We start from the raw sequence: 17,301 nt of genomic DNA on the forward strand, positions 1-17,301 counted from the left end.
TAACATGCTGACGACGGCTCCGAGAGGAACAAAGGATATATTGCCAGACGAAGTATATATATGGCAATATATAGAGAAGGTGGTCAGGGAAGTAGCAAGCATATATGGATATAAAGAGATAAGAACGCCTACATTTGAGCACACAGAGCTGTTTCAAAGGGGTGTAGGAGACACTACAGATATAGTGCAAAAGGAGATGTACACCTTTGAGGATAAAGGTGGTAGGAGCATAACCTTAAGACCTGAAGGAACAGCTTCGGTAGTGCGGGCGTTTATACAGAATAAATTGACGGATAATCCTCAGCCTACGAAGCTTTATTACATTATTTCCGCTTTTAGATATGAAAGGCCACAGGCCGGGAGGATGAGAGAATTTCACCAGTTTGGGGTAGAGGTTTTTGGCGCTGAGGATCCTTCCCTTGACGCAGAGATTATAGATATGGCTGTCAGTATTCTGAGCAAAATCGGTTTAAAAGGCCTCAAGCTTAAAATAAATAGCATCGGCTGCAATAGGTGTCGGCCTGATTATAATAGCGCTCTTAAAGACTATTTAGAACAGCGATTGGATAAATTGTGTGATAATTGCAAAAAGAGGTATGAAAAAAACCCACTGAGGGTTCTTGATTGCAAGAACCCTTCGTGCAGAGCCCAATTTGCCTATGTACCTGTAATACTGGACTACCTGTGCGATGACTGTAAATCTCATTTCAGCAGGCTTCAAAGCAAATTAGACGTTTTAGGTATTGAATACCAGGTGGATCCATCAATCGTAAGGGGCCTTGACTACTATACAAAGACAGCTTTTGAGATTGTATCAGAAGATATAGGAGCTCAAGGCGCTGTATGCGGTGGAGGAAGATATGATGGCCTTGTCAAGGAGTGCGGCGGGCCCGACATGCCAGGTGTAGGTTTTGCTATGGGATTGGAGCGCATTGTCCTGGCTGTAAAGGCCCAGAATGTACCCGTTCCCCGTAACGACTGCGTAGACGTATTTGCAGTTAGCATAGGAGATGAAACAGAGGACGTTGTTTACAGTATAGTAAAGAAATTAAGAGACAATGGTATATCTTGTGATAAAGACTATTTGGGTAGAAGTACGAGGGCACAGTTGAAGTACGCTGATAAAGTCCACGCAAAGTACGCGTTGATCGTGGGAGGAGACGAGCTTAATAGGAATACTGCTTTATTGCGAGATATGGCTACAGGTGAGCAACAAGAAGTGCCTTTTAGCGAACTGGTTGAAGTACTTTCGAATGCGCTGAAAAAGGAGGAACGAGGATGAGTGAACTGCTAAGTGGTCTGAAGAGGACCCATATGTGTGGGTTGTTGACTGAAAGCGAAGTTGGCTGTAAAGTAGTGGTTATGGGATGGGTACAGAGGAGAAGGGACCTTGGCGGTTTAATATTTATAGATCTCAGAGACAGGACGGGTATCGTGCAGGTGGTTTTTGATCAATCCTCAGGAGATGTCTTTGAAAAAGCAGAAAAGGTGCGAAATGAGTATGTGCTGGCTATAGTAGGAGATGTGGTAAAAAGAGATGAAGACACGTATAATCCCAATATCCCTACGGGGACCATTGAGATCAGGGCCAAAGAGCTGAAAATCTTGAGTACATCTGAAACTCCTCCCTTTTTAATAGAGGACGATGTTAACGTATCAGAATCCATAAGGTTAAAATACCGATACCTGGATTTAAGAAGGCCTAGGATGCAAAATTACATTGCTACCAGGAGCAGGGTTGCGAAAATAGTAAGAGATTATTTGATTAGCAACGGTTTTTTGGAAATTGAGACACCTTATTTGACCAAGAGCACCCCTGAAGGTGCCCGTGATTTTTTGGTGCCCAGCCGGTTGCAACCTGGTACATTTTATGCGCTTCCTCAGTCTCCACAGTTGTTTAAGCAGCTTTTGATGATATCAGGGTGTGACAGGTATTTTCAGATCGCCAGGTGTTTCAGAGATGAGGACTTAAGAGCCGATAGGCAACCTGATTTCACTCAAATCGACATGGAGATGTCCTTTGTAGAAGAAGATGACGTGATGGAAATAAATGAGGGGCTATTAAAGAGGATCTTTGGCGAGGTCTTGGGTGTCGACATTAAGGCGCCATTTTTGAGGTTGACTTATCACGAAGCGATGGCCAGATTTGGCAGTGACAAACCCGATATGAGATTTGGAATGGAGCTAAAGGACCTTTCTGATATACTGCAAAACACGAACTTTAATGTCTTCAGGTCAGCGCTATCAAAGGGCAGCGTTAGAGCGATAAACGCTGAAGGGTGTGCTCAGAGGTTTAGCAGAAGAGAGATTGACGCGCTGGTGGATCTCGCTAAGGACTTTGGCGCAAAAGGGTTAGCGTGGATAGCAATGGATTCAGAAGGCCCTAAGTCGCCAATTCTCAAATTCCTCAGCGAGGATGAGATAAGCGGCATAATCAGAAGGCTAGACGCCAAGACAGGGGATCTTTTGCTTATGGTGGCCGATGAGGATTCGGTGGTTTTTGATGTGCTAGGTAGGCTTAGGTTGTACCTTGGCAAAAAATTGGATTTAATGAAAAAGGATGATTACAAGTTCTTATGGGTTGTGGACTTCCCATTGCTGGAATGGGATGAAGAAGAACACAGATATACTGCTATGCATCACCCTTTCACAGCTCCTAAAGATGAGGACATCCCGCTTCTGGATACAGAGCCTCAAAAAGCTCGCGCCAAGGCTTACGATATAATATTAAATGGCGTTGAATTAGGAGGAGGAAGCATAAGGATACATTCGACGGAAATTCAGGAAAAAATGTTTAAGGTATTGGGATTTACTCGTGAATCCGCCTGGGAAAGGTTTGGATTTTTAATGGAAGCGTTCAAGTATGGTGCACCTCCCCACGGTGGACTGGCTTATGGTTTTGATAGATTGATAATGCTCCTTACAGGTACGGATAACATAAGGGATGTCATCGCATTTCCTAAGACTCAAAACGGCTCATGCCTGCTGACAGGAGCCCCATCACCCGTGGATGCGAAGCAATTAAGGGAGCTGCACGTTAAACTGGATCTATGAGACAGCATGCTTTTTCCAGGACGGAGTTGTTGCTGGGGCCTGAGGCCATGGAGAAGCTTTATAAAAGCACTGTGGCTGTGTTTGGAATTGGTGGCGTAGGGTCCTACGTGGTGGAGGCCCTAGCTAGGTCTGGTGTTGGAAAATTAGTGCTAATCGACGATGATGATATTTGCCTTACCAATATAAACAGGCAAATCCACGCTACCAGAAAGACTGTAGGCCAACCTAAGGTTGAAGTTATGGCCCAGCGGGTGATGGATATAAATCCTAATGCTCAGGTGGTGACATTTAAAGAGTTTTACCTTCCTGATAACGCAGACAAGATGATCTCAGTTGACTACGATTACGTAGTGGACGCAGTGGACACGGTTACGGCCAAGGTAGACCTGGTGGTGAGATGCAAGCAGTTAAATATTCCCATAATCAGCGCCATGGGGGCAGGGAATAAACTGGATCCTACGAAATTGAAAGTAGCGGACATATTTGAAACCAAGATATGCCCCCTGGCAAAGGTCATGAGATATGAATTGAGAAAGAGAGGCGTAAAGTCTCTAAAAGTGGTTTACTCTGAAGAAGAACCCATAAAACCTGATATATACAATATCGCGACGTGTAAAAGCCATTGTATATGTCCTGATAAAAGCAAGGGAAGATGTGCGCTGAGGAGGCAAATCCCAGGCAGTGTTTCCTTTGTTCCGCCTGTTATGGGTTTTATAATAGCCGGTGAGGTTATAAAGGACATTATAGGTTATAATAAGATGCGAGGAGATGTTAATAAGTGAGTGCATCTTACAAGGAGCAAAAAGAAGATCTTATAAAGCGTCTGAAGAAAATAGAAGGCCAAATCAAAGGAATTCAGAAGATGATTGAAGAGGAAAAGTATTGCGTGGACGTGTTAGTGCAGATTGCAGCAGTGAGATCGGCTATAAACAAGGTAGGCTCTATAATACTTAAAAGCCATGCGATGGGTTGTGTGATCAATGCCATGGGCGCCGAGGAGCGAAAGGAAAAGGTAGATGAACTGGTAGATACATTTATTAAATTTATGAAATAACTTATTGTGAAAGGAGGTAGTACCTGGCAAGGGGTGACTTTAGCCGGGTGATGAAATATGGTAGTGGAATTGACAGCAGACAATTTTGAACAAGAAGTTTTAAAGTCAGATAAGCCTGTTTTGGTGGATTTTTGGGCCGCGTGGTGTGGGCCGTGCAGGATGGTATCTCCGATTATTGATGAGCTGGCAGAGGATTACGATGGAAGAGTTAAGGTAGGAAAGGTAAATGTAGACGAACAGAGAGGTTTGGCCCAGAGATATGGGGTTATGAGCATACCCACTATAATATTATTTAAGGATGGCCAGATTTTTGATAAAATAATAGGTGCTAGGCCAAAAAAAGAATTTCAAGCTTTTGTTGAAAAAGCTCTATAAAAGCGGGATGATTTATCCCGCTTTTTTGTAAAGTTTAAGGATTTTCACAAAAGAGCTTACAAGAAGCAAGCCTGCTGCTATGGCCAGCGCAATTGTCCCTGTCTCTATTCCGTAACTTACCGCCTCTTTATACTTCTGTTGTAAGATTGAGATCATTGTGTAATAACATCCTGCCCCTGGCACCAACATGATGAGAGCCGGTATGATGAACATGGTAACAGGCTTTTTATGGAGCCTGGCATATACTTCGCCGGCTATAGCTACGATTATTGAGGCTATAAATGATGCCATCACCTTTGAACCGCTTAACTTGTAGAATGCTAAGTAACACAGCCATCCCAGTGCACCACATATCCCGTTGCTTATCAGTTCATCCCTCGGCACATTGAACACTACAGCAAAAGAAATTGTAGCAAAGAAGGCGTAGGCGATTTGCTCTAGCATGACTTGCTACCTCCAGAATCTGATGTAAACATTTAAAATCGTACCTATACCTGCTGCCACGCCGATTGCTATAACCAGTGCTTCTGCTGCTCTGGAAGATCCCGAAACCAGATCGCCGGAAATAGTATCTCTGATGGCATTGGTAAGAGCTACCCCTGGTACCATAATCATAACGGCGCCGATTATAATCCTGTCGATGTTGTGCCCTAATCCCGCATTTACCAGGACAATTGTCATAATAGCTGTGATAAAGCCACCCAGTATGTTGGTGAAGAAAAGGGAGAGGTTGTATCTGTCCAAAAGTAGCAATATGTACTCTACGGCAGTGGCTATAATCAGCGTAGCTAGCGAGTCCATGTATGTTCCGCCGAAGACCAGGGTAAAGAAAGCAGATCCTATTCCACCGCATAGCGTTCTAATCGCCATGGGGTATTTTTTAGTTTTTTTAATTTCATCCAGAATAGCAAAGCCTTCCTCCGCTGTAATCTTTTTGCTTGCCAGTTGCCTCGAAAAATCATTGATAAGGGATACTTTATTTAAATCAATGGACCTGTTGTCAATGCGCTTGATAACGGATATTACTTCGCCGCTGGTATCTTCTACGGATACAAAAATCCCTGTGGGAGTTACAAAGCTTTCTGGATGGGGTATTCCTCCGCTTGTACATATCCTCTTTATGGTGTCTTCTACCCTGTATGTTTCGGCTCCCGATTTTAACATCATTTCACCGGCGCATACAGCCATTTTCAGCACTTTTTTTGATTCCATTTGCCTCACCTGTTATTATTTTAGCATAATTAGATATTGAAATATAGTGATACTTGACATTGGTTTATGCATATGCTAAATTATTTATGGATATCCTAGTATGTAGCTAGGAATTGTTGGAGGTGCAGTATGAGACTTTCTACAAAAGGCCAGTACGGGCTCAGAGCCATGTTTGAATTAGCTTTAAGCTATGGCGAAGGTCCTGTAGCTTTAAAGACTATAGCAGAGAAGCAGGAGATATCAGAGCACTATCTAGAACAGCTGATAGCTGTGCTGAAAAAAGCCGGCCTTGTGAAAAGCACTAGAGGAGCTCAAGGGGGATATACGCTGGCTATGGAGCCTGATAAAATAACGGTAGGTGACATTTTAAGAGCGCTGGAAGGTCCTTTGGCTCCAGTAGAGTGTGTAATTGACGGCGAAGAGATAGAGTGCAGCCGAGCGGACTTTTGCGTTTCCAGACTGGTATGGAAAAAGATAAAGGACAGCTTAAATAAGGTAGTGGATTCTATAACTCTAAAGGACATGGTAGATGATTACAGTAAGATGAATGTTAAGGATTCGTACATGTATTATATATAATTGAGGAGGCTTACTTATGAATAGAGTTTATCTTGATAATGCCGCGACGACACCGGTTAAAAAAGAAGTGTTGGAGGAGATGTTGCCGTATTTCACAGAGAAATTCGGAAATGCCTCGACCCTTTATTCCTATGGCAGGGAAGCGAGAGAAGCTTTAGATAAAGCCAGAGATAGGGTTGCAAAGGCGCTGGGAGCTGACCCCGCTGAGATTTACTTTACCAGCGGAGGCACTGAGTCTGATAACTGGGCTATCAAGGCTGCGGCTTATGCTATGAGGGAGAAAGGCAACCACATAATAACCACGTCCATAGAGCACCATGCGGTACTTCATACCTGTGAATACCTTAAAAAGCAAGGCTATGAGGTGACGTACCTTCCGGTGGATGAGTACGGCCTTGTAGACGTGGAAGAATTAAAAAAGGCGATAACCGATAAGACTATCCTTATCTCTGTTATGTACGCCAATAACGAAGTAGGCACTATTGAGCCTGTGGCTGAAATTGGGCAGATAGCGAAGGAACGGGGTATACTGTTCCATACCGATGCGGTACAAGCAGTGGGCCATATACCCGTGGATGTAAAAGAAATCAATTGCGATATGCTGTCGCTGTCAGGTCATAAATTTTACGGTCCTAAGGGTATAGGTGCTCTTTATATGAGAAAAGGCGTGAAGATACATCCGTACATGCACGGTGGAGCTCAGGAAAAAGGCCGAAGGGCAGGTACTGAAAACGTAGCAGCAATAGTTGGGCTGGGAAAGGCCATAGAGCTGGCGACTCAAAACCTTGATGAAAACATGAAAAAATTAACGCGGCTGAGAAATAAGCTTATAGACGGCCTGTTAAGCAAGATAGACCACGTAAAACTAAATGGCCATCCGGAAAAAAGGCTTCCGGGCAATGTGAACATATCAGTGGAATACGTAGAAGGCGAATCCATGCTTTTAAGCTTGGATATGAAAGGAATATGTGCCTCCAGTGGTTCTGCGTGTACCTCCGGCTCGTTAGATCCATCTCATGTCTTGCTGGCGATGGGGTTACCCCATGAACTGGCCCACGGCTCCTTGAGGTTTTCTATAGGCGAGCAGAACAGCGAAGAGGACATTGACTATGTTCTGGAGGTTTTACCTGATATCGTGTCAAGGTTAAGAGAGATGTCTCCATTATACGAAAAAGTGAGAGAGGGGAAATGATATATGTACAGTGAAAAAGTCATGGATCATTTTATGAATCCTAGAAATGTTGGCGAAATACCTGACGCCGATGGGGTATTTGAGGTAGGAAACCCTGTCTGTGGCGATATAATGAAAATCTACCTCAAAATAAAAGACGGGATAATAGTGGACGCTAAATTTAAGACATTCGGATGTGGCGCTGCAGTGGCGACAAGCAGTATGGCTACTGAGATGATAAAGGGAAAGTCTATAGAGGAAGCGTTAAAGCTGACTAATAAAGCAGTGGCAGAGGCCTTAGATGGGCTGCCTCCTGTGAAGATGCACTGTTCTGTTCTGGCAGAGGAGGCCGTAAAAGGAGCCATAGAAGATTATTATAAAAAGCACGGCATTAACAAGCAGGTGGAGTGATGGCGAAAAAGGTTGTTTTAGGAATGAGCGGCGGAGTGGATAGCTCTGTCGCTGCGTATTTATTGCAAAAGGAAGGCTATGAAGTCATAGGCGTGACCATGCAGATATGGCCTGACGAGGATGAAGAAAAAGTGCTTCACGAAGGCGGTTGTTGCTCTTTGTCAGCAGTGGAAGATGCCCGCAGGGTAGCCAGTATGTTGGGCATACCTTATTACGTGTTGAATTTTAAGGACATTTTTAAAGAAAAAGTAATCGACTATTTTGTAGACGAGTACATTCATGGCAACACCCCCAACCCGTGCATTGCGTGTAACCGATTTATAAAATTTGAAGCGCTGCTGCATAGGGCGCGTTCAATAGGAGCTGACTATGTGGCTACAGGCCATTACGCTAAGATAGAGTACGACGATGGGTTGGGGAGGTACCTCCTTAAAAAAGCTGTGGACCAGAAAAAAGATCAGACTTACGTACTTTATAGTTTTACTCAGGAGCAGCTAAAGCATACCCTCATGCCTTTAGGCTACTATACCAAGTCCCAGATAAGGGAGATAGCTAGTAGTCTGAAATTGCCTGTAGCAACTAAACCTGAGAGCCAGGAGATATGCTTTGTACCTGATGATGATTACGGCAGATTCATTGAAGAGCAAAAGCCTGATTGTGTGAAGAGCGGTTATTTTGTGGATACAAAGGGTAACGTGCTAGGAAGGCATAAAGGCATCGCCCATTACACCATAGGTCAGCGCAGAGGTCTTGGTATATCTGCAGGTAGGCCGTTGTACGTGGTTGATATAATACCTGAAGAAAACGTAGTAGTTGTCGGTGAAGAAGAGGACGTATATGGCGACGAGTTGTTTGCAAAGGATTTAAATTTCATACCTTTTGAGAGATTGGAGAGGGCGATGGAGGTTAACGCTAAAATAAGGTATACGGCGAAGGAGGCACCTGCTACCATCTTTCCTATTGAAAATGACAAGGTAAAGGTAAAGTTTAAGGAACCTCAAAGGGCTATCACACCTGGACAGGCTGTGGTGTTTTACGATGGTGATATATTGGTAGGAGGGGGAATTATAACAAGAAACCCCTGAGAATGCACCTTGTGAAGGTGCATTTTTTGTTTTTAAAGAGAAAAAATAAAATTGAAGGTGAGGTATATTTATGATAAAAGCTTCTTCGCTTTTAAATATAGCGGTGTATTGCAGGGAGACGGGCAAAAAGGTTGGCTATATAAAAGATATAGTGTATGAACCTTCTAAAGGGAGTATCGCAGCTTACGTGGTGAGCAGTGGAAGTGTATTTAAGAATTTAAAGATTTTAATGGCAAACGACGTAGCCGACGTCGGCAAGGACCGCATCGTCATAAAATCCGAAAAAGCGATGAAAGATGCGGATAAATACCATGACATGTTAGTGAACCAGAATTCTCATCTTATAGGGAGTAGCGTAAGAGATTTTTACGGCAGAGAACTGGGTATAATAAGTGATACGGTAGTAGATGTGGACAGCAACCTTGTAAAAGGCTATATAGTAAGCGACGGTTTAATAAGCGATATACTCAAAGGGCGAAATTTTATTGAAAAAAATGAGGCTTTTGTGGAGGAAAGCCATGAAGGAGGTAATGGTAATGGACGGTAAATTTATAAGGGGTATTTTAATCGGAGGGCTTATAACTTACCTCGCTAACAGAAGTATGAAAAAAATGGACAAAAGTTTCAAAAAGGATATGGCCGAAAAGGCTTTTAAAGCTATGAAAAAAATTGTCAAGGTATAATCGCTGGCATAAAAAGCCTGTAGCTTTTTATGCCGTACATAATAGGGTGATTGTATGAGGAGATATGTGCTTGCAGCATTTCTGGTATTGTCGATCATATTTATTTTTGTTTATAGAGTAAAAATAAAGAAGGTGTTAGCTCCGTTTATAGTAGCTGCTATCGCAGCTTATATACTGATGCCTGTTGTAAACTGGTTGACAGAAAGAAAATTTACACGAGTAAAAGCAATCATTATAGTGTACGGTATTATTGCGTTGATTATTGCGGTTATCGTGTATTACGTGTTTCCGCTGGTATTAGGTGAATTATCTCAGGCTGGTACGTTGTTGCCTTATTACCTTCAGTGGCTAAGCGATGTTGAAAGGATAATACACAGAAGGTATTCAGCTTATATGCCACCGCAGGTTGAGTCTGCGATAATAGACAACATAGGCGATATTAACAACCAGATTTTTGCGGTTATGAGTGGCATTATAAAAAGTACCATATCCTTTATGCGCCAGAGCGTAAGTTTCATCTTATCGCCGATAATAGCCTTTTATATACTAAAAGATTCCCGCTATTTGTCCAGGCACTTTTTAATGCTTTTCCCAGGAAGGTATAGAGAGACGATTAGAAAATTGCTTTTGGATATCGACAGAGTGATAAAAGGTTTTATAAACGGACAGTTGCTGGTGGCGCTATTTGTAGCTGTGGTGACGTCTATAAGCCTTTATGCTATAGGTTTGAATTTTGCCATTATCATCGGGATAATCGCTGGAGTGTTTAACATAGTGCCTTATCTAGGTCCGATTATAAGCGGAGGGTTGGCTGTAGCGGTAGGGCTGGTTCAATCTCCTTACAAAGCTTTGTCAGCTTTAATTGTATTCTTAATAGTACACCAAATAGAAGGCGGTATATTGTCTCCTAGGATTGTGGGAGAAAATGTGGGGTTGCATCCTGTGGTGGTTATATTTTCTCTTTTGGTTGGCGAAGAATTTTTCGGCATGTGGGGTATGCTTTTTTCAGTACCTGTAACGGCTGCCTTAAAGGTTATATTAAATTATATAGTGGATAACATGGACACGATTTGAACATATGTGATATAATAAACTACATAAAAAGGGATTGAGAAATTTATAAGGTAAGGTCTTCCTTTAATGTGCCCGAAAGGGTAATTTTTGTCGAAAGGAGGAATCCTGGTAAAAGGAAGGCCATGGATTTTACAACCGTCACCTTTTAGAACCAGGAGCGATATGGACAAACTGTCGATGAATGAGATTAGAGAGTTGTATCTGTCTTTTTTTGAATCTAAAGGTCATCTAAGGCTTCCAAGCTTTTCGTTGATACCTAAAAATGACAAAAGCCTTTTGCTGATAAATTCCGGAATGGCACCCTTAAAGCCGTATTTTACGGGTAAAGAGATCCCTCCTAGAAGGCGGATTACCACCTGTCAGAAATGCATAAGGACTCCCGATATAGATAGGGTGGGTAAAACAGCCCGACACGGGACGTTTTTTGAGATGTTGGGTAATTTTTCCTTTGGAGATTATTTTAAAAGAGAAGTTATTCCATGGGCCTGGGAACTGGTTACCGAGGTATATAGACTTCCTAAAGACAGGCTATGGGTGACTATATATCAGGATGACGACGAGGCTTTTAACATATGGCATGAGGTAGTGGGTGTACCTGCAGACAGGATTATAAGAAGAGGAAAAGAAGATAACTTTTGGGAGATAGGTACAGGTCCCTGCGGTCCCTGTTCTGAGATTTATTACGACCGTGGTGCGGACAAGGGGAAGTGCGGCAATGCCTATTGCTTTTTGTTCCAAGGCGGTGAGTGCAAAGACGGCTTTGCCGTTGATGAAAAATTGTGCGAAGATTGCGATAGATTTCTAGAGTTTTGGAATCTGGTTTTTTCCCAGTACGATAAGGATGAAAACGGCAACTACAATCCTTTGCCCAAGCCCAATATAGATACAGGTATGGGCCTTGAGAGGATGGCAGTAATACTGCAGGATGTGGATTCTATATTTGAGGTAGATGTAATAAAGGCGATAATGGATTATGTGTGCCAAATGGTAGGCGTGGAATACGGCAAAGACCCAATGAAGGACGTTTCGCTGAGGGTGATTACTGATCACGTAAGAAGTATGACGTTTATGGTCTCTGACGGTATACTGCCTTCTAATGAAGGCAGAGGTTACGTGTTGAGGAGGATTGTGAGGAGGGCGGCTCGCCACGGGCGCATATTGGGCCTAAATGAGCCTTTCTTATACAAGGTTTGCCAGAAGGTTATAGAGCAATATAAAGGAAACTATAGGGAATTGGTTGGCAAAAGCGATTACATAAAAAACGTTGTAAAAAGAGAGGAAGAGCGATTTGCTTCCACTATTGAACAGGGATTGAGAATACTGGACGAGTTTATAGCGGAAATGTTAAATTGCGGAGAGACCACGCTTTCAGGGGAGAGAGCCTTTAAGCTTTATGATACATATGGATTTCCTCTGGATTTAACCAAAGAGATTTTAGCAGAAAAAGGCCTTGTTGTAGATGAGAAAAGCTTTGATGAGCTGATGGAGGAACAAAAGGAAAGGGCAAGAGCCCATGCTATATCTGATGCTTCCCTGTGGTCTGTAGAGAGCGTCGGTGAACAGTTTAAAGGGATTGAAACCCAGTTTGTGGGATATGACCAATGGGAGGTAGAAGCTAAAATAGTGGGCATTTTGGCGAACGGTGCCTCGGTAAGCAGTATTGAAAAAGGGCAAGAAGCAGGGCTGATACTGGATGTGACGCCTTTTTATGCCGAAAGCGGTGGGCAAGTAGGGGATGCAGGTGTTTTGTTCAATGATGCTATGGAATTTGAAGTTCAGAATACGGTCAAATTTGGGGGCAATAAAATACTGCATAAAGGGCGCATAATAAGAGGCAAGGCCTATGTGGGAGATAGCGTGGTGTGCAAAATCGATGGGGACAGGAGAGAAAGTACCGCGAAAAATCATACAGCTACCCATATTCTGCATAAAGTGTTGAGAGACCTGTTAGGTGAGCACGTGCATCAATCGGGTTCATATGTAGGGCCTGATAGATTGAGGTTTGATTTTACCCATTTTGAGCAGGTAAGTGAAGATATGCTGGAAAAGATCCAAAATGAGGTCAACAACAGGATATACGAGGGTATAGAAGTCTATGTGGACGAGTTGCCTTTGGAGGAAGCCAGAAGGTCTGGAGCCATTGCTCTTTTTGACGAGAAGTACGGCGACATTGTAAGGGTGGTCAGCATTGGAAACTTCAGCAAGGAATTTTGCGGTGGAACTCACGTCAGAAACACTTCTCAGATAGGGATGTTTAAAATTGTTTCGGAGACCAGTGTGGGAGCAGGAGTAAGGCGCATTGAAGCGTTGACAGGAAAGAGCGCGTTGGCTTATTTTAACGATCAGGATAAAATGGTGAAAGAAGCTTTGAAAATCTTAAAGATAAATGACTCCAAAGGGCTTTTAAATAAGATTGTGGAGCTTACAGAACAGGTTAAAGCGCTGGAAAAAGAAAAAATGGCTTTAAGTGATAGAATAGCATCCATGTACTCTACCACTATAATAGAAAAGGCTCAAGACGTTGCTGGTGCCAAGGTAGTCATAGCTAAAATAGAAAATTCAGGTATTGAAGGGTTAAAGTCCTTGGGAGACGCCATCAGAGAAAAACTCTCAAGTTGCGTTATTGTCCTTGCAGGAATAGATAATAATAGGGTGAACTTTATAGGGATGGCTACAAAGGATATGGTAGAAAAAGGAATACACGCTGGCAATATACTGCGAGAAGCAGCTAAGATCACGGGTGGAGGAGGCGGAGGCAGGCCCAACATGGCTCAGGCAGGAGGAAAAGATGTATCTAAAGTAGATCAGGCGCTGGAAGCGGCAAAAAGGCTAATAGAGGCTCAGCTAGGAGCTTAACCCTTTTTAAAAGGAGAGTGGGTTTAGGTGAATGATAACAGGGAACAGCAGACCGCAAAATTTAAGGTTAACCGCGAGGAAGTAAACGAGGCGCGGGAGATCCTCTTTGAGGTTTACAACGCCTTAAAAGAGAAAGGATATAATCCCATAAATCAAATAGTGGGATACCTGCTTTCCGGTGACCCTACATATATAACCAATCATAAGAATGCCCGCAGCCTCATAAGGCGATTAGAGAGAGACGACATTTTAGAAGAACTGGTAAGAAAATATGTGGGAGACTGACATGAGGGTATTGGGCATGGATGTCGGCGATAAGACCATTGGATTGGCTGTTTCCGATCCCCTGGGCTTAACAGCCCAGGGGATAATGACCCTTAGGAGGATCAATATTCAAAAGGACATTGAGAACATAAAAGAGATTGTAGCGAAGTATAATGTTGGGTTGATTGTAATAGGAATGCCTAAAAACATGAATAATACTATAGGGGAGAGGGCAAGAAGTGTCATCAGCTTTGCCGAGAAATTAAAAGATGGATTGGGCATAGAATGTGAATTTTACGATGAACGACTGACTACGTTGGAGGCGGAAAAATTGCTGGTCAGTTCTGACGTGAGCAGGAAAAAGAGAAAAAAAGTCATTGATAAAATGGCAGCTGTGTTGATATTGCAGTCTTATCTGGACAACCGCAAAAAACGTTATTGACATATAATTTGGGATGGTATAAAATAGCATTATAATTTGCGATGAGGTGATATTATGGATGACATGAATGAAATGGAGACAATAGTGCTATTTGACGAAGAAGGCAATGAAGTAGAGTTTGAACTCATAGCTTCACTGGATGTGGACGACAATACCTACGTGATCGTAACACCTGTAAATGAAGACACTGACGACGCTTATATATTGCGCGTGGAACAGGATGAAAACGGCGAAGATGTCTTTGTGGGTATAGAAGATGACGATGAGTTTAACGCGGTTGCTGAAGCGTATGAAGAGCTCAGTAGGCAGTCGGATGACTACGGTGATGACGAAGAAGAGGAAGAGGAAGAAGATTAAGCAGTATACCTTCAGGTATACTGTTTTTTGATATTGACAAAAAGATACCTTGAGCATAAACTGTTATTAAATAATTATAGCGTAAAGGTGATAGTATTGAATTCCTTAATTAGTGATTTAAAAGACCAGTTAAAACGAAAAGGTTACAAGCTGACCACTCAGCGCCGAGTTATTCTTGATACCATAATCGAAAATATCGATAAACATCTATCAATCGAAGATATCTTTGAACAGGTGAAGAAAAAGTATCCAGAAATTGGACTTGCCACAGTGTACAGGACGGTTCAGTTGTTTGAACAGCTGGGGATAATCTACAAATTGAATTTTGACGATGGAAGAAGCAGATATGAACTGTATCAAAACAAAGAAGATCATCAACACCACCATCTTATCTGCCTCAAATGCGGGTCGATATATGAGGTGGAAGAAGATCTGCTGGAAGATCTTGAAAAGAGGATAGAGGAGAGCAAAGATTTTGAGATTGTTGATCACAACGTGAGATTTTTCGGTTATTGTAAAAATTGTCGGTCAAAGAGCTAACCTCAGGGTTTATCTTTGGCTTTTCTTTTGCTTGAACTGGGTATCATAATAAAGTATAATAGTAATAGCGGTGTTGGATCGGCTTATGAACGGATTGAGAAAGGAGAGAAATAGTGCCTGTAAAAAATTCCAAGATAAAAATCATGCCATTAGGTGGTTTAAATGAGATCGGAAAAAATATGACAGTTTACGAGTATAAAGATGAGATAATAGTAGTGGACTGTGGCTTGGCTTTTCCTGACGACGAGATGTTGGGGGTTGATCTGGTTATACCCGATATTTCGTATTTATTAAAGAATCAGGATAAAGTAAAGGCTATCATACTTACCCATGGGCATGAAGACCATATAGGAGCTTTACCCTATGTCTTAAAACAGTTAAATGTTCCTGTTTATGGTACCCGTTTAACTATAGGCATAGTAGAAACCAGATTAAAGGAGCAAGGGTTGTTAAGAGATTCCAAGCTGATAAGCGTTAACCCAGGGGAATGTATAGAATTAGGTAATTTTAAGGTGGAGTTCATAAGGACAACCCATAGCATAGCGGATTCGGTGGCTTTAGCGATTCACACCCCCATCGGTGTGGTGGTGCACACCAGTGATTTCAAAGTGGATTATACGCCTATTGACGGCAAACAGATGGATTTACACAGGTTTGCTGAGCTAGGGAAAAAAGGCGTACTGGTGATGCTGGCGGATAGCACTAACATCGAGAGAAGCGGCTATACGCTATCGGAAAAGACGGTGGGTGAGACGCTGAACGATATATTTGGCGGTGCAAAAGGGAGGATACTCATTGCTACCTTTGCGTCCAACGTTCACCGCATTCAACAGGTTATCAATGCCACGTATAAATATGGCAGGAAATTGGCAGTCAGCGGCAGGAGCATGGTAAATGTCATAAATGTGGCTGTGGATCTGGGATACTTGAACTTACCTGGAGACATAATGGTAGGTCTAGAGGATGCCATAAAGTTACCCCATGATAAAGTGGTCATTCTCACTACGGGAAGTCAGGGAGAGCCTATGTCAGCCCTTACCCGTATGGCTTTTTCTGAGCACAGGTTAGTTGATATAGTGCCGGGGGATCTGGTGATAATATCTGCAGATCCCATACCGGGCAATGAGAAGACCGTGTCCAGGGTTATAAATCAGCTGTTTAAAAAGGGCGCCGAAGTGGTGTATGAGGCTTTAGCGGATGTGCATGTGTCCGGACATGCATGTCAGGAAGAGTTGAAGTTGATTCATACGCTGGTCAGGCCCAAGTTCTTTGTGCCGGTGCATGGAGAGTACAGGCATTTAAAGCAGCATGCGAAATTGGCCGAGAGCCTGGGTATGCCTCCGGAGAACATATTCATAGCTGATAATGGCTATGTTCTGGAGTTTACCAGGGATTCAGGCAGGATAGCTGGTACTGTAACAGCGGGAAGGGTGCTTGTGGATGGATTTGGCGTAGGAGACGTGGGAAATATTGTATTAAGGGATCGCAAGCATTTGTCTCAAGACGGCCTTCTTGTAGTGGTTGTCACTATCTCAAAGGACAGCGGCTCTGTTATAGCAGGTCCTGATATAATATCCAGGGGATTTGTGTACGTAAGGGAATCGGAAGATCTGATGGAAGAAATAAAAAAAGTGGTCAAAAGATCCCTTGATGAGTGTTTAAACAACAATTTCACGGAATGGGCTACCATTAAGTCTGAGATAAAAAATGGAGTAAGTAAATTCTTGTTTGAGAAAACCGCGCGAAAGCCCATGATATTGCCTATTATTATGGAGATATGAGGAGGTATGGTTTGTGCAGAATGTTTACGATGCAGCTTACGCCCTTGCCTCTGCCATTAAAAACAGCGAAGAGTATAAGAGGCTGGTAGAGGCGAAGAAGAGAATAGAGGCAAATCCTAAAAACAAGGAGATGCTCAAAGATTTTCACCAAAAGCAGTTGAATTACCAGACAAAACAGATGATGGGCGAAAAGGCTGATGAAGAGTTGAAACAGCTGCAAAACCTCTACCGCGTTCTTTCCATAAACATGGACTTAAGCGAATACCTGCAGGCGGAATATTCTTTTAGCACGCTGATCGCCGATATGTACAAGATAATCGGCGATGCCCTGGAAGGGGTTAAGATTTAAACTATCAGGGAGGT

The 17,301-nt window shown here is 42.8% G+C and carries 21 protein-coding genes; 19 read left to right on the forward strand and 2 right to left on the reverse strand.

The window, feature by feature from the left end:
* Nucleotides 1–4 precede the first annotated feature (4 nt).
* Genes hisS through trxA form a run of 5 tightly spaced genes read left to right on the forward strand, consistent with a single transcriptional unit; the run spans nt 5 to nt 4,483 of the window.
* Nucleotides 5–1,282, forward strand: a complete 1,278-nt coding sequence (gene hisS / locus CALPO_RS0111775; RefSeq protein ID WP_026487502.1) for a histidine--tRNA ligase — start codon at nt 5–7, stop codon at nt 1,280–1,282.
* Nucleotides 1,279–3,054, forward strand: a complete 1,776-nt coding sequence (aspS, locus tag CALPO_RS0111780; RefSeq protein WP_026487503.1) for an aspartate--tRNA ligase — start codon at nt 1,279–1,281, stop codon at nt 3,052–3,054. The genes hisS and aspS overlap by 4 nt, the downstream gene beginning before the upstream one ends.
* A complete protein-coding gene (locus tag CALPO_RS0111785; RefSeq protein WP_026487504.1) occupies nt 3,051–3,836 on the forward strand; it encodes a tRNA threonylcarbamoyladenosine dehydratase in 786 nt (261 codons plus the stop codon). Before aspS ends, CALPO_RS0111785 begins: the two co-directional genes overlap by 4 nt.
* Nucleotides 3,833–4,108: a metal-sensitive transcriptional regulator gene (locus tag CALPO_RS0111790; RefSeq protein ID WP_026487505.1), complete on the forward strand. Its 276-nt coding sequence runs from the start codon at nt 3,833–3,835 to the stop codon at nt 4,106–4,108. Before CALPO_RS0111785 ends, CALPO_RS0111790 begins: the two co-directional genes overlap by 4 nt.
* A gap of 57 nt (nt 4,109–4,165) precedes the next feature.
* Entirely contained in the window at nt 4,166–4,483 is a 318-nt protein-coding gene (gene trxA / locus CALPO_RS0111795; protein ID WP_026487506.1) for a thioredoxin, read from the forward strand.
* 12 nt (nt 4,484–4,495) lie between these two features.
* On the opposite strand, the gene CALPO_RS0111800 is transcribed toward trxA, so the two are convergent.
* Nucleotides 4,496–4,927, reverse strand: coding sequence for a threonine/serine exporter family protein (locus CALPO_RS0111800; RefSeq protein ID WP_026487507.1), 432 nt, complete (start codon nt 4,925–4,927; stop codon nt 4,496–4,498).
* A 6-nt stretch (nt 4,928–4,933) separates the two neighbouring features.
* A complete protein-coding gene (locus CALPO_RS0111805) occupies nt 4,934–5,695 on the reverse strand; it encodes a threonine/serine exporter family protein (RefSeq protein WP_026487508.1) in 762 nt (253 codons plus the stop codon).
* Between the two features lie 129 nt (nt 5,696–5,824).
* On the opposite strand from CALPO_RS0111805, the gene CALPO_RS0111810 reads away from it, so the two are divergent.
* The 14 genes from CALPO_RS0111810 (at nt 5,825) to CALPO_RS0111875 (ending at nt 17,287) form a co-directional block, all read left to right on the forward strand.
* On the forward strand, nt 5,825–6,274 hold the full coding sequence (locus tag CALPO_RS0111810; protein WP_026487509.1) for an RrF2 family transcriptional regulator: 450 nt from the start codon (nt 5,825–5,827) through the stop codon (nt 6,272–6,274).
* Between the two features lie 16 nt (nt 6,275–6,290).
* Nucleotides 6,291–7,466: a cysteine desulfurase NifS gene (nifS, locus tag CALPO_RS0111815; RefSeq protein ID WP_026487510.1), complete on the forward strand. Its 1,176-nt coding sequence runs from the start codon at nt 6,291–6,293 to the stop codon at nt 7,464–7,466.
* 3 nt (nt 7,467–7,469) lie between these two features.
* Nucleotides 7,470–7,856, forward strand: a complete 387-nt coding sequence (gene nifU, locus CALPO_RS13915; RefSeq protein WP_051585980.1) for a Fe-S cluster assembly scaffold protein NifU — start codon at nt 7,470–7,472, stop codon at nt 7,854–7,856.
* A complete protein-coding gene (gene mnmA / locus CALPO_RS0111825) occupies nt 7,856–8,941 on the forward strand; it encodes a tRNA 2-thiouridine(34) synthase MnmA (RefSeq protein ID WP_035172606.1) in 1,086 nt (361 codons plus the stop codon). The genes nifU and mnmA overlap by 1 nt, the downstream gene beginning before the upstream one ends.
* Nucleotides 8,942–9,011: 70 nt before the next feature.
* Nucleotides 9,012–9,488: a PRC-barrel domain-containing protein gene (locus tag CALPO_RS0111830; protein ID WP_026487512.1), complete on the forward strand. Its 477-nt coding sequence runs from the start codon at nt 9,012–9,014 to the stop codon at nt 9,486–9,488.
* The gene (locus CALPO_RS14720) at nt 9,478–9,624 is read left to right on the forward strand and encodes a hypothetical protein (RefSeq protein ID WP_156940190.1); all 147 of its coding nucleotides are present in this window, start codon (nt 9,478–9,480) and stop codon (nt 9,622–9,624) included. Before CALPO_RS0111830 ends, CALPO_RS14720 begins: the two co-directional genes overlap by 11 nt.
* A 54-nt stretch (nt 9,625–9,678) precedes the next feature.
* On the forward strand, nt 9,679–10,698 hold the full coding sequence (locus CALPO_RS0111840) for an AI-2E family transporter (protein ID WP_026487513.1): 1,020 nt from the start codon (nt 9,679–9,681) through the stop codon (nt 10,696–10,698).
* 162 nt (nt 10,699–10,860) lie between these two features.
* Nucleotides 10,861–13,554: an alanine--tRNA ligase gene (alaS, locus tag CALPO_RS0111845; RefSeq protein ID WP_026487514.1), complete on the forward strand. Its 2,694-nt coding sequence runs from the start codon at nt 10,861–10,863 to the stop codon at nt 13,552–13,554.
* A gap of 27 nt (nt 13,555–13,581) precedes the next feature.
* Entirely contained in the window at nt 13,582–13,839 is a 258-nt protein-coding gene (locus CALPO_RS0111850; RefSeq protein ID WP_026487515.1) for an IreB family regulatory phosphoprotein, read from the forward strand.
* Nucleotide 13,840: 1 nt separating this feature from the next.
* Nucleotides 13,841–14,260 (forward strand): Holliday junction resolvase RuvX, encoded by a 420-nt coding sequence (gene ruvX / locus CALPO_RS0111855; protein WP_026487516.1) that lies wholly within the window; start codon nt 13,841–13,843, stop codon nt 14,258–14,260.
* Nucleotides 14,261–14,314: 54 nt separating this feature from the next.
* Entirely contained in the window at nt 14,315–14,617 is a 303-nt protein-coding gene (locus tag CALPO_RS0111860; RefSeq protein ID WP_026487517.1) for a DUF1292 domain-containing protein, read from the forward strand.
* A gap of 96 nt (nt 14,618–14,713) precedes the next feature.
* Complete coding sequence (locus CALPO_RS0111865; protein WP_026487518.1) at nt 14,714–15,157, forward strand: Fur family transcriptional regulator; 444 nt, start codon at nt 14,714–14,716, stop codon at nt 15,155–15,157.
* A 143-nt stretch (nt 15,158–15,300) separates the two neighbouring features.
* On the forward strand, nt 15,301–16,938 hold the full coding sequence (locus CALPO_RS0111870) for a ribonuclease J (protein ID WP_035172813.1): 1,638 nt from the start codon (nt 15,301–15,303) through the stop codon (nt 16,936–16,938).
* Nucleotides 16,939–16,951: 13 nt separating this feature from the next.
* Nucleotides 16,952–17,287 carry a YlbF family regulator gene (locus CALPO_RS0111875; RefSeq protein ID WP_026487520.1) on the forward strand — a complete coding sequence of 112 codons (336 nt, stop codon included), beginning with the start codon at nt 16,952–16,954 and terminating at the stop codon, nt 17,285–17,287.
* The last annotated feature ends 14 nt before the right edge of the window (nt 17,288–17,301 follow it).

It is taken from the genome of Caldanaerobius polysaccharolyticus DSM 13641 (assembly GCF_000427425.1).
Lineage (GTDB): Bacteria > Bacillota > Thermoanaerobacteria > Thermoanaerobacterales > Caldanaerobiaceae > Caldanaerobius > Caldanaerobius polysaccharolyticus.

Excerpts from the sequence above, each read along its gene's own strand:
- nifS (WP_026487510.1), top strand. The coding sequence starts at position 6,291 with ATGAATAGAGTTTATCTTGATAATGCCGCGACGACACCGGTTAAAAAA.
- CALPO_RS0111785 (WP_026487504.1), top strand. The coding sequence starts at position 3,051 with ATGAGACAGCATGCTTTTTCCAGGACGGAGTTGTTGCTGGGGCCTGAG.
- trxA (WP_026487506.1), top strand. The coding sequence starts at position 4,166 with ATGGTAGTGGAATTGACAGCAGACAATTTTGAACAAGAAGTTTTAAAG.
- aspS (WP_026487503.1), top strand. The coding sequence starts at position 1,279 with ATGAGTGAACTGCTAAGTGGTCTGAAGAGGACCCATATGTGTGGGTTG.
- CALPO_RS14720 (WP_156940190.1), top strand. The coding sequence starts at position 9,478 with ATGGACGGTAAATTTATAAGGGGTATTTTAATCGGAGGGCTTATAACT.
- alaS (WP_026487514.1), top strand. The coding sequence starts at position 10,861 with ATGGACAAACTGTCGATGAATGAGATTAGAGAGTTGTATCTGTCTTTT.
- CALPO_RS0111805 (WP_026487508.1), bottom strand. The coding sequence starts at position 5,695 with ATGGAATCAAAAAAAGTGCTGAAAATGGCTGTATGCGCCGGTGAAATG.
- CALPO_RS0111870 (WP_035172813.1), top strand. The coding sequence starts at position 15,301 with ATGCCATTAGGTGGTTTAAATGAGATCGGAAAAAATATGACAGTTTAC.
- CALPO_RS0111830 (WP_026487512.1), top strand. The coding sequence starts at position 9,012 with ATGATAAAAGCTTCTTCGCTTTTAAATATAGCGGTGTATTGCAGGGAG.
- CALPO_RS0111800 (WP_026487507.1), bottom strand. The coding sequence starts at position 4,927 with ATGCTAGAGCAAATCGCCTACGCCTTCTTTGCTACAATTTCTTTTGCT.
- nifU (WP_051585980.1), top strand. The coding sequence starts at position 7,470 with ATGTACAGTGAAAAAGTCATGGATCATTTTATGAATCCTAGAAATGTT.
- ruvX (WP_026487516.1), top strand. The coding sequence starts at position 13,841 with ATGAGGGTATTGGGCATGGATGTCGGCGATAAGACCATTGGATTGGCT.
- CALPO_RS0111810 (WP_026487509.1), top strand. The coding sequence starts at position 5,825 with ATGAGACTTTCTACAAAAGGCCAGTACGGGCTCAGAGCCATGTTTGAA.
- mnmA (WP_035172606.1), top strand. The coding sequence starts at position 7,856 with ATGGCGAAAAAGGTTGTTTTAGGAATGAGCGGCGGAGTGGATAGCTCT.
- CALPO_RS0111860 (WP_026487517.1), top strand. The coding sequence starts at position 14,315 with ATGGATGACATGAATGAAATGGAGACAATAGTGCTATTTGACGAAGAA.
- hisS (WP_026487502.1), top strand. The coding sequence starts at position 5 with ATGCTGACGACGGCTCCGAGAGGAACAAAGGATATATTGCCAGACGAA.
- CALPO_RS0111840 (WP_026487513.1), top strand. The coding sequence starts at position 9,679 with ATGAGGAGATATGTGCTTGCAGCATTTCTGGTATTGTCGATCATATTT.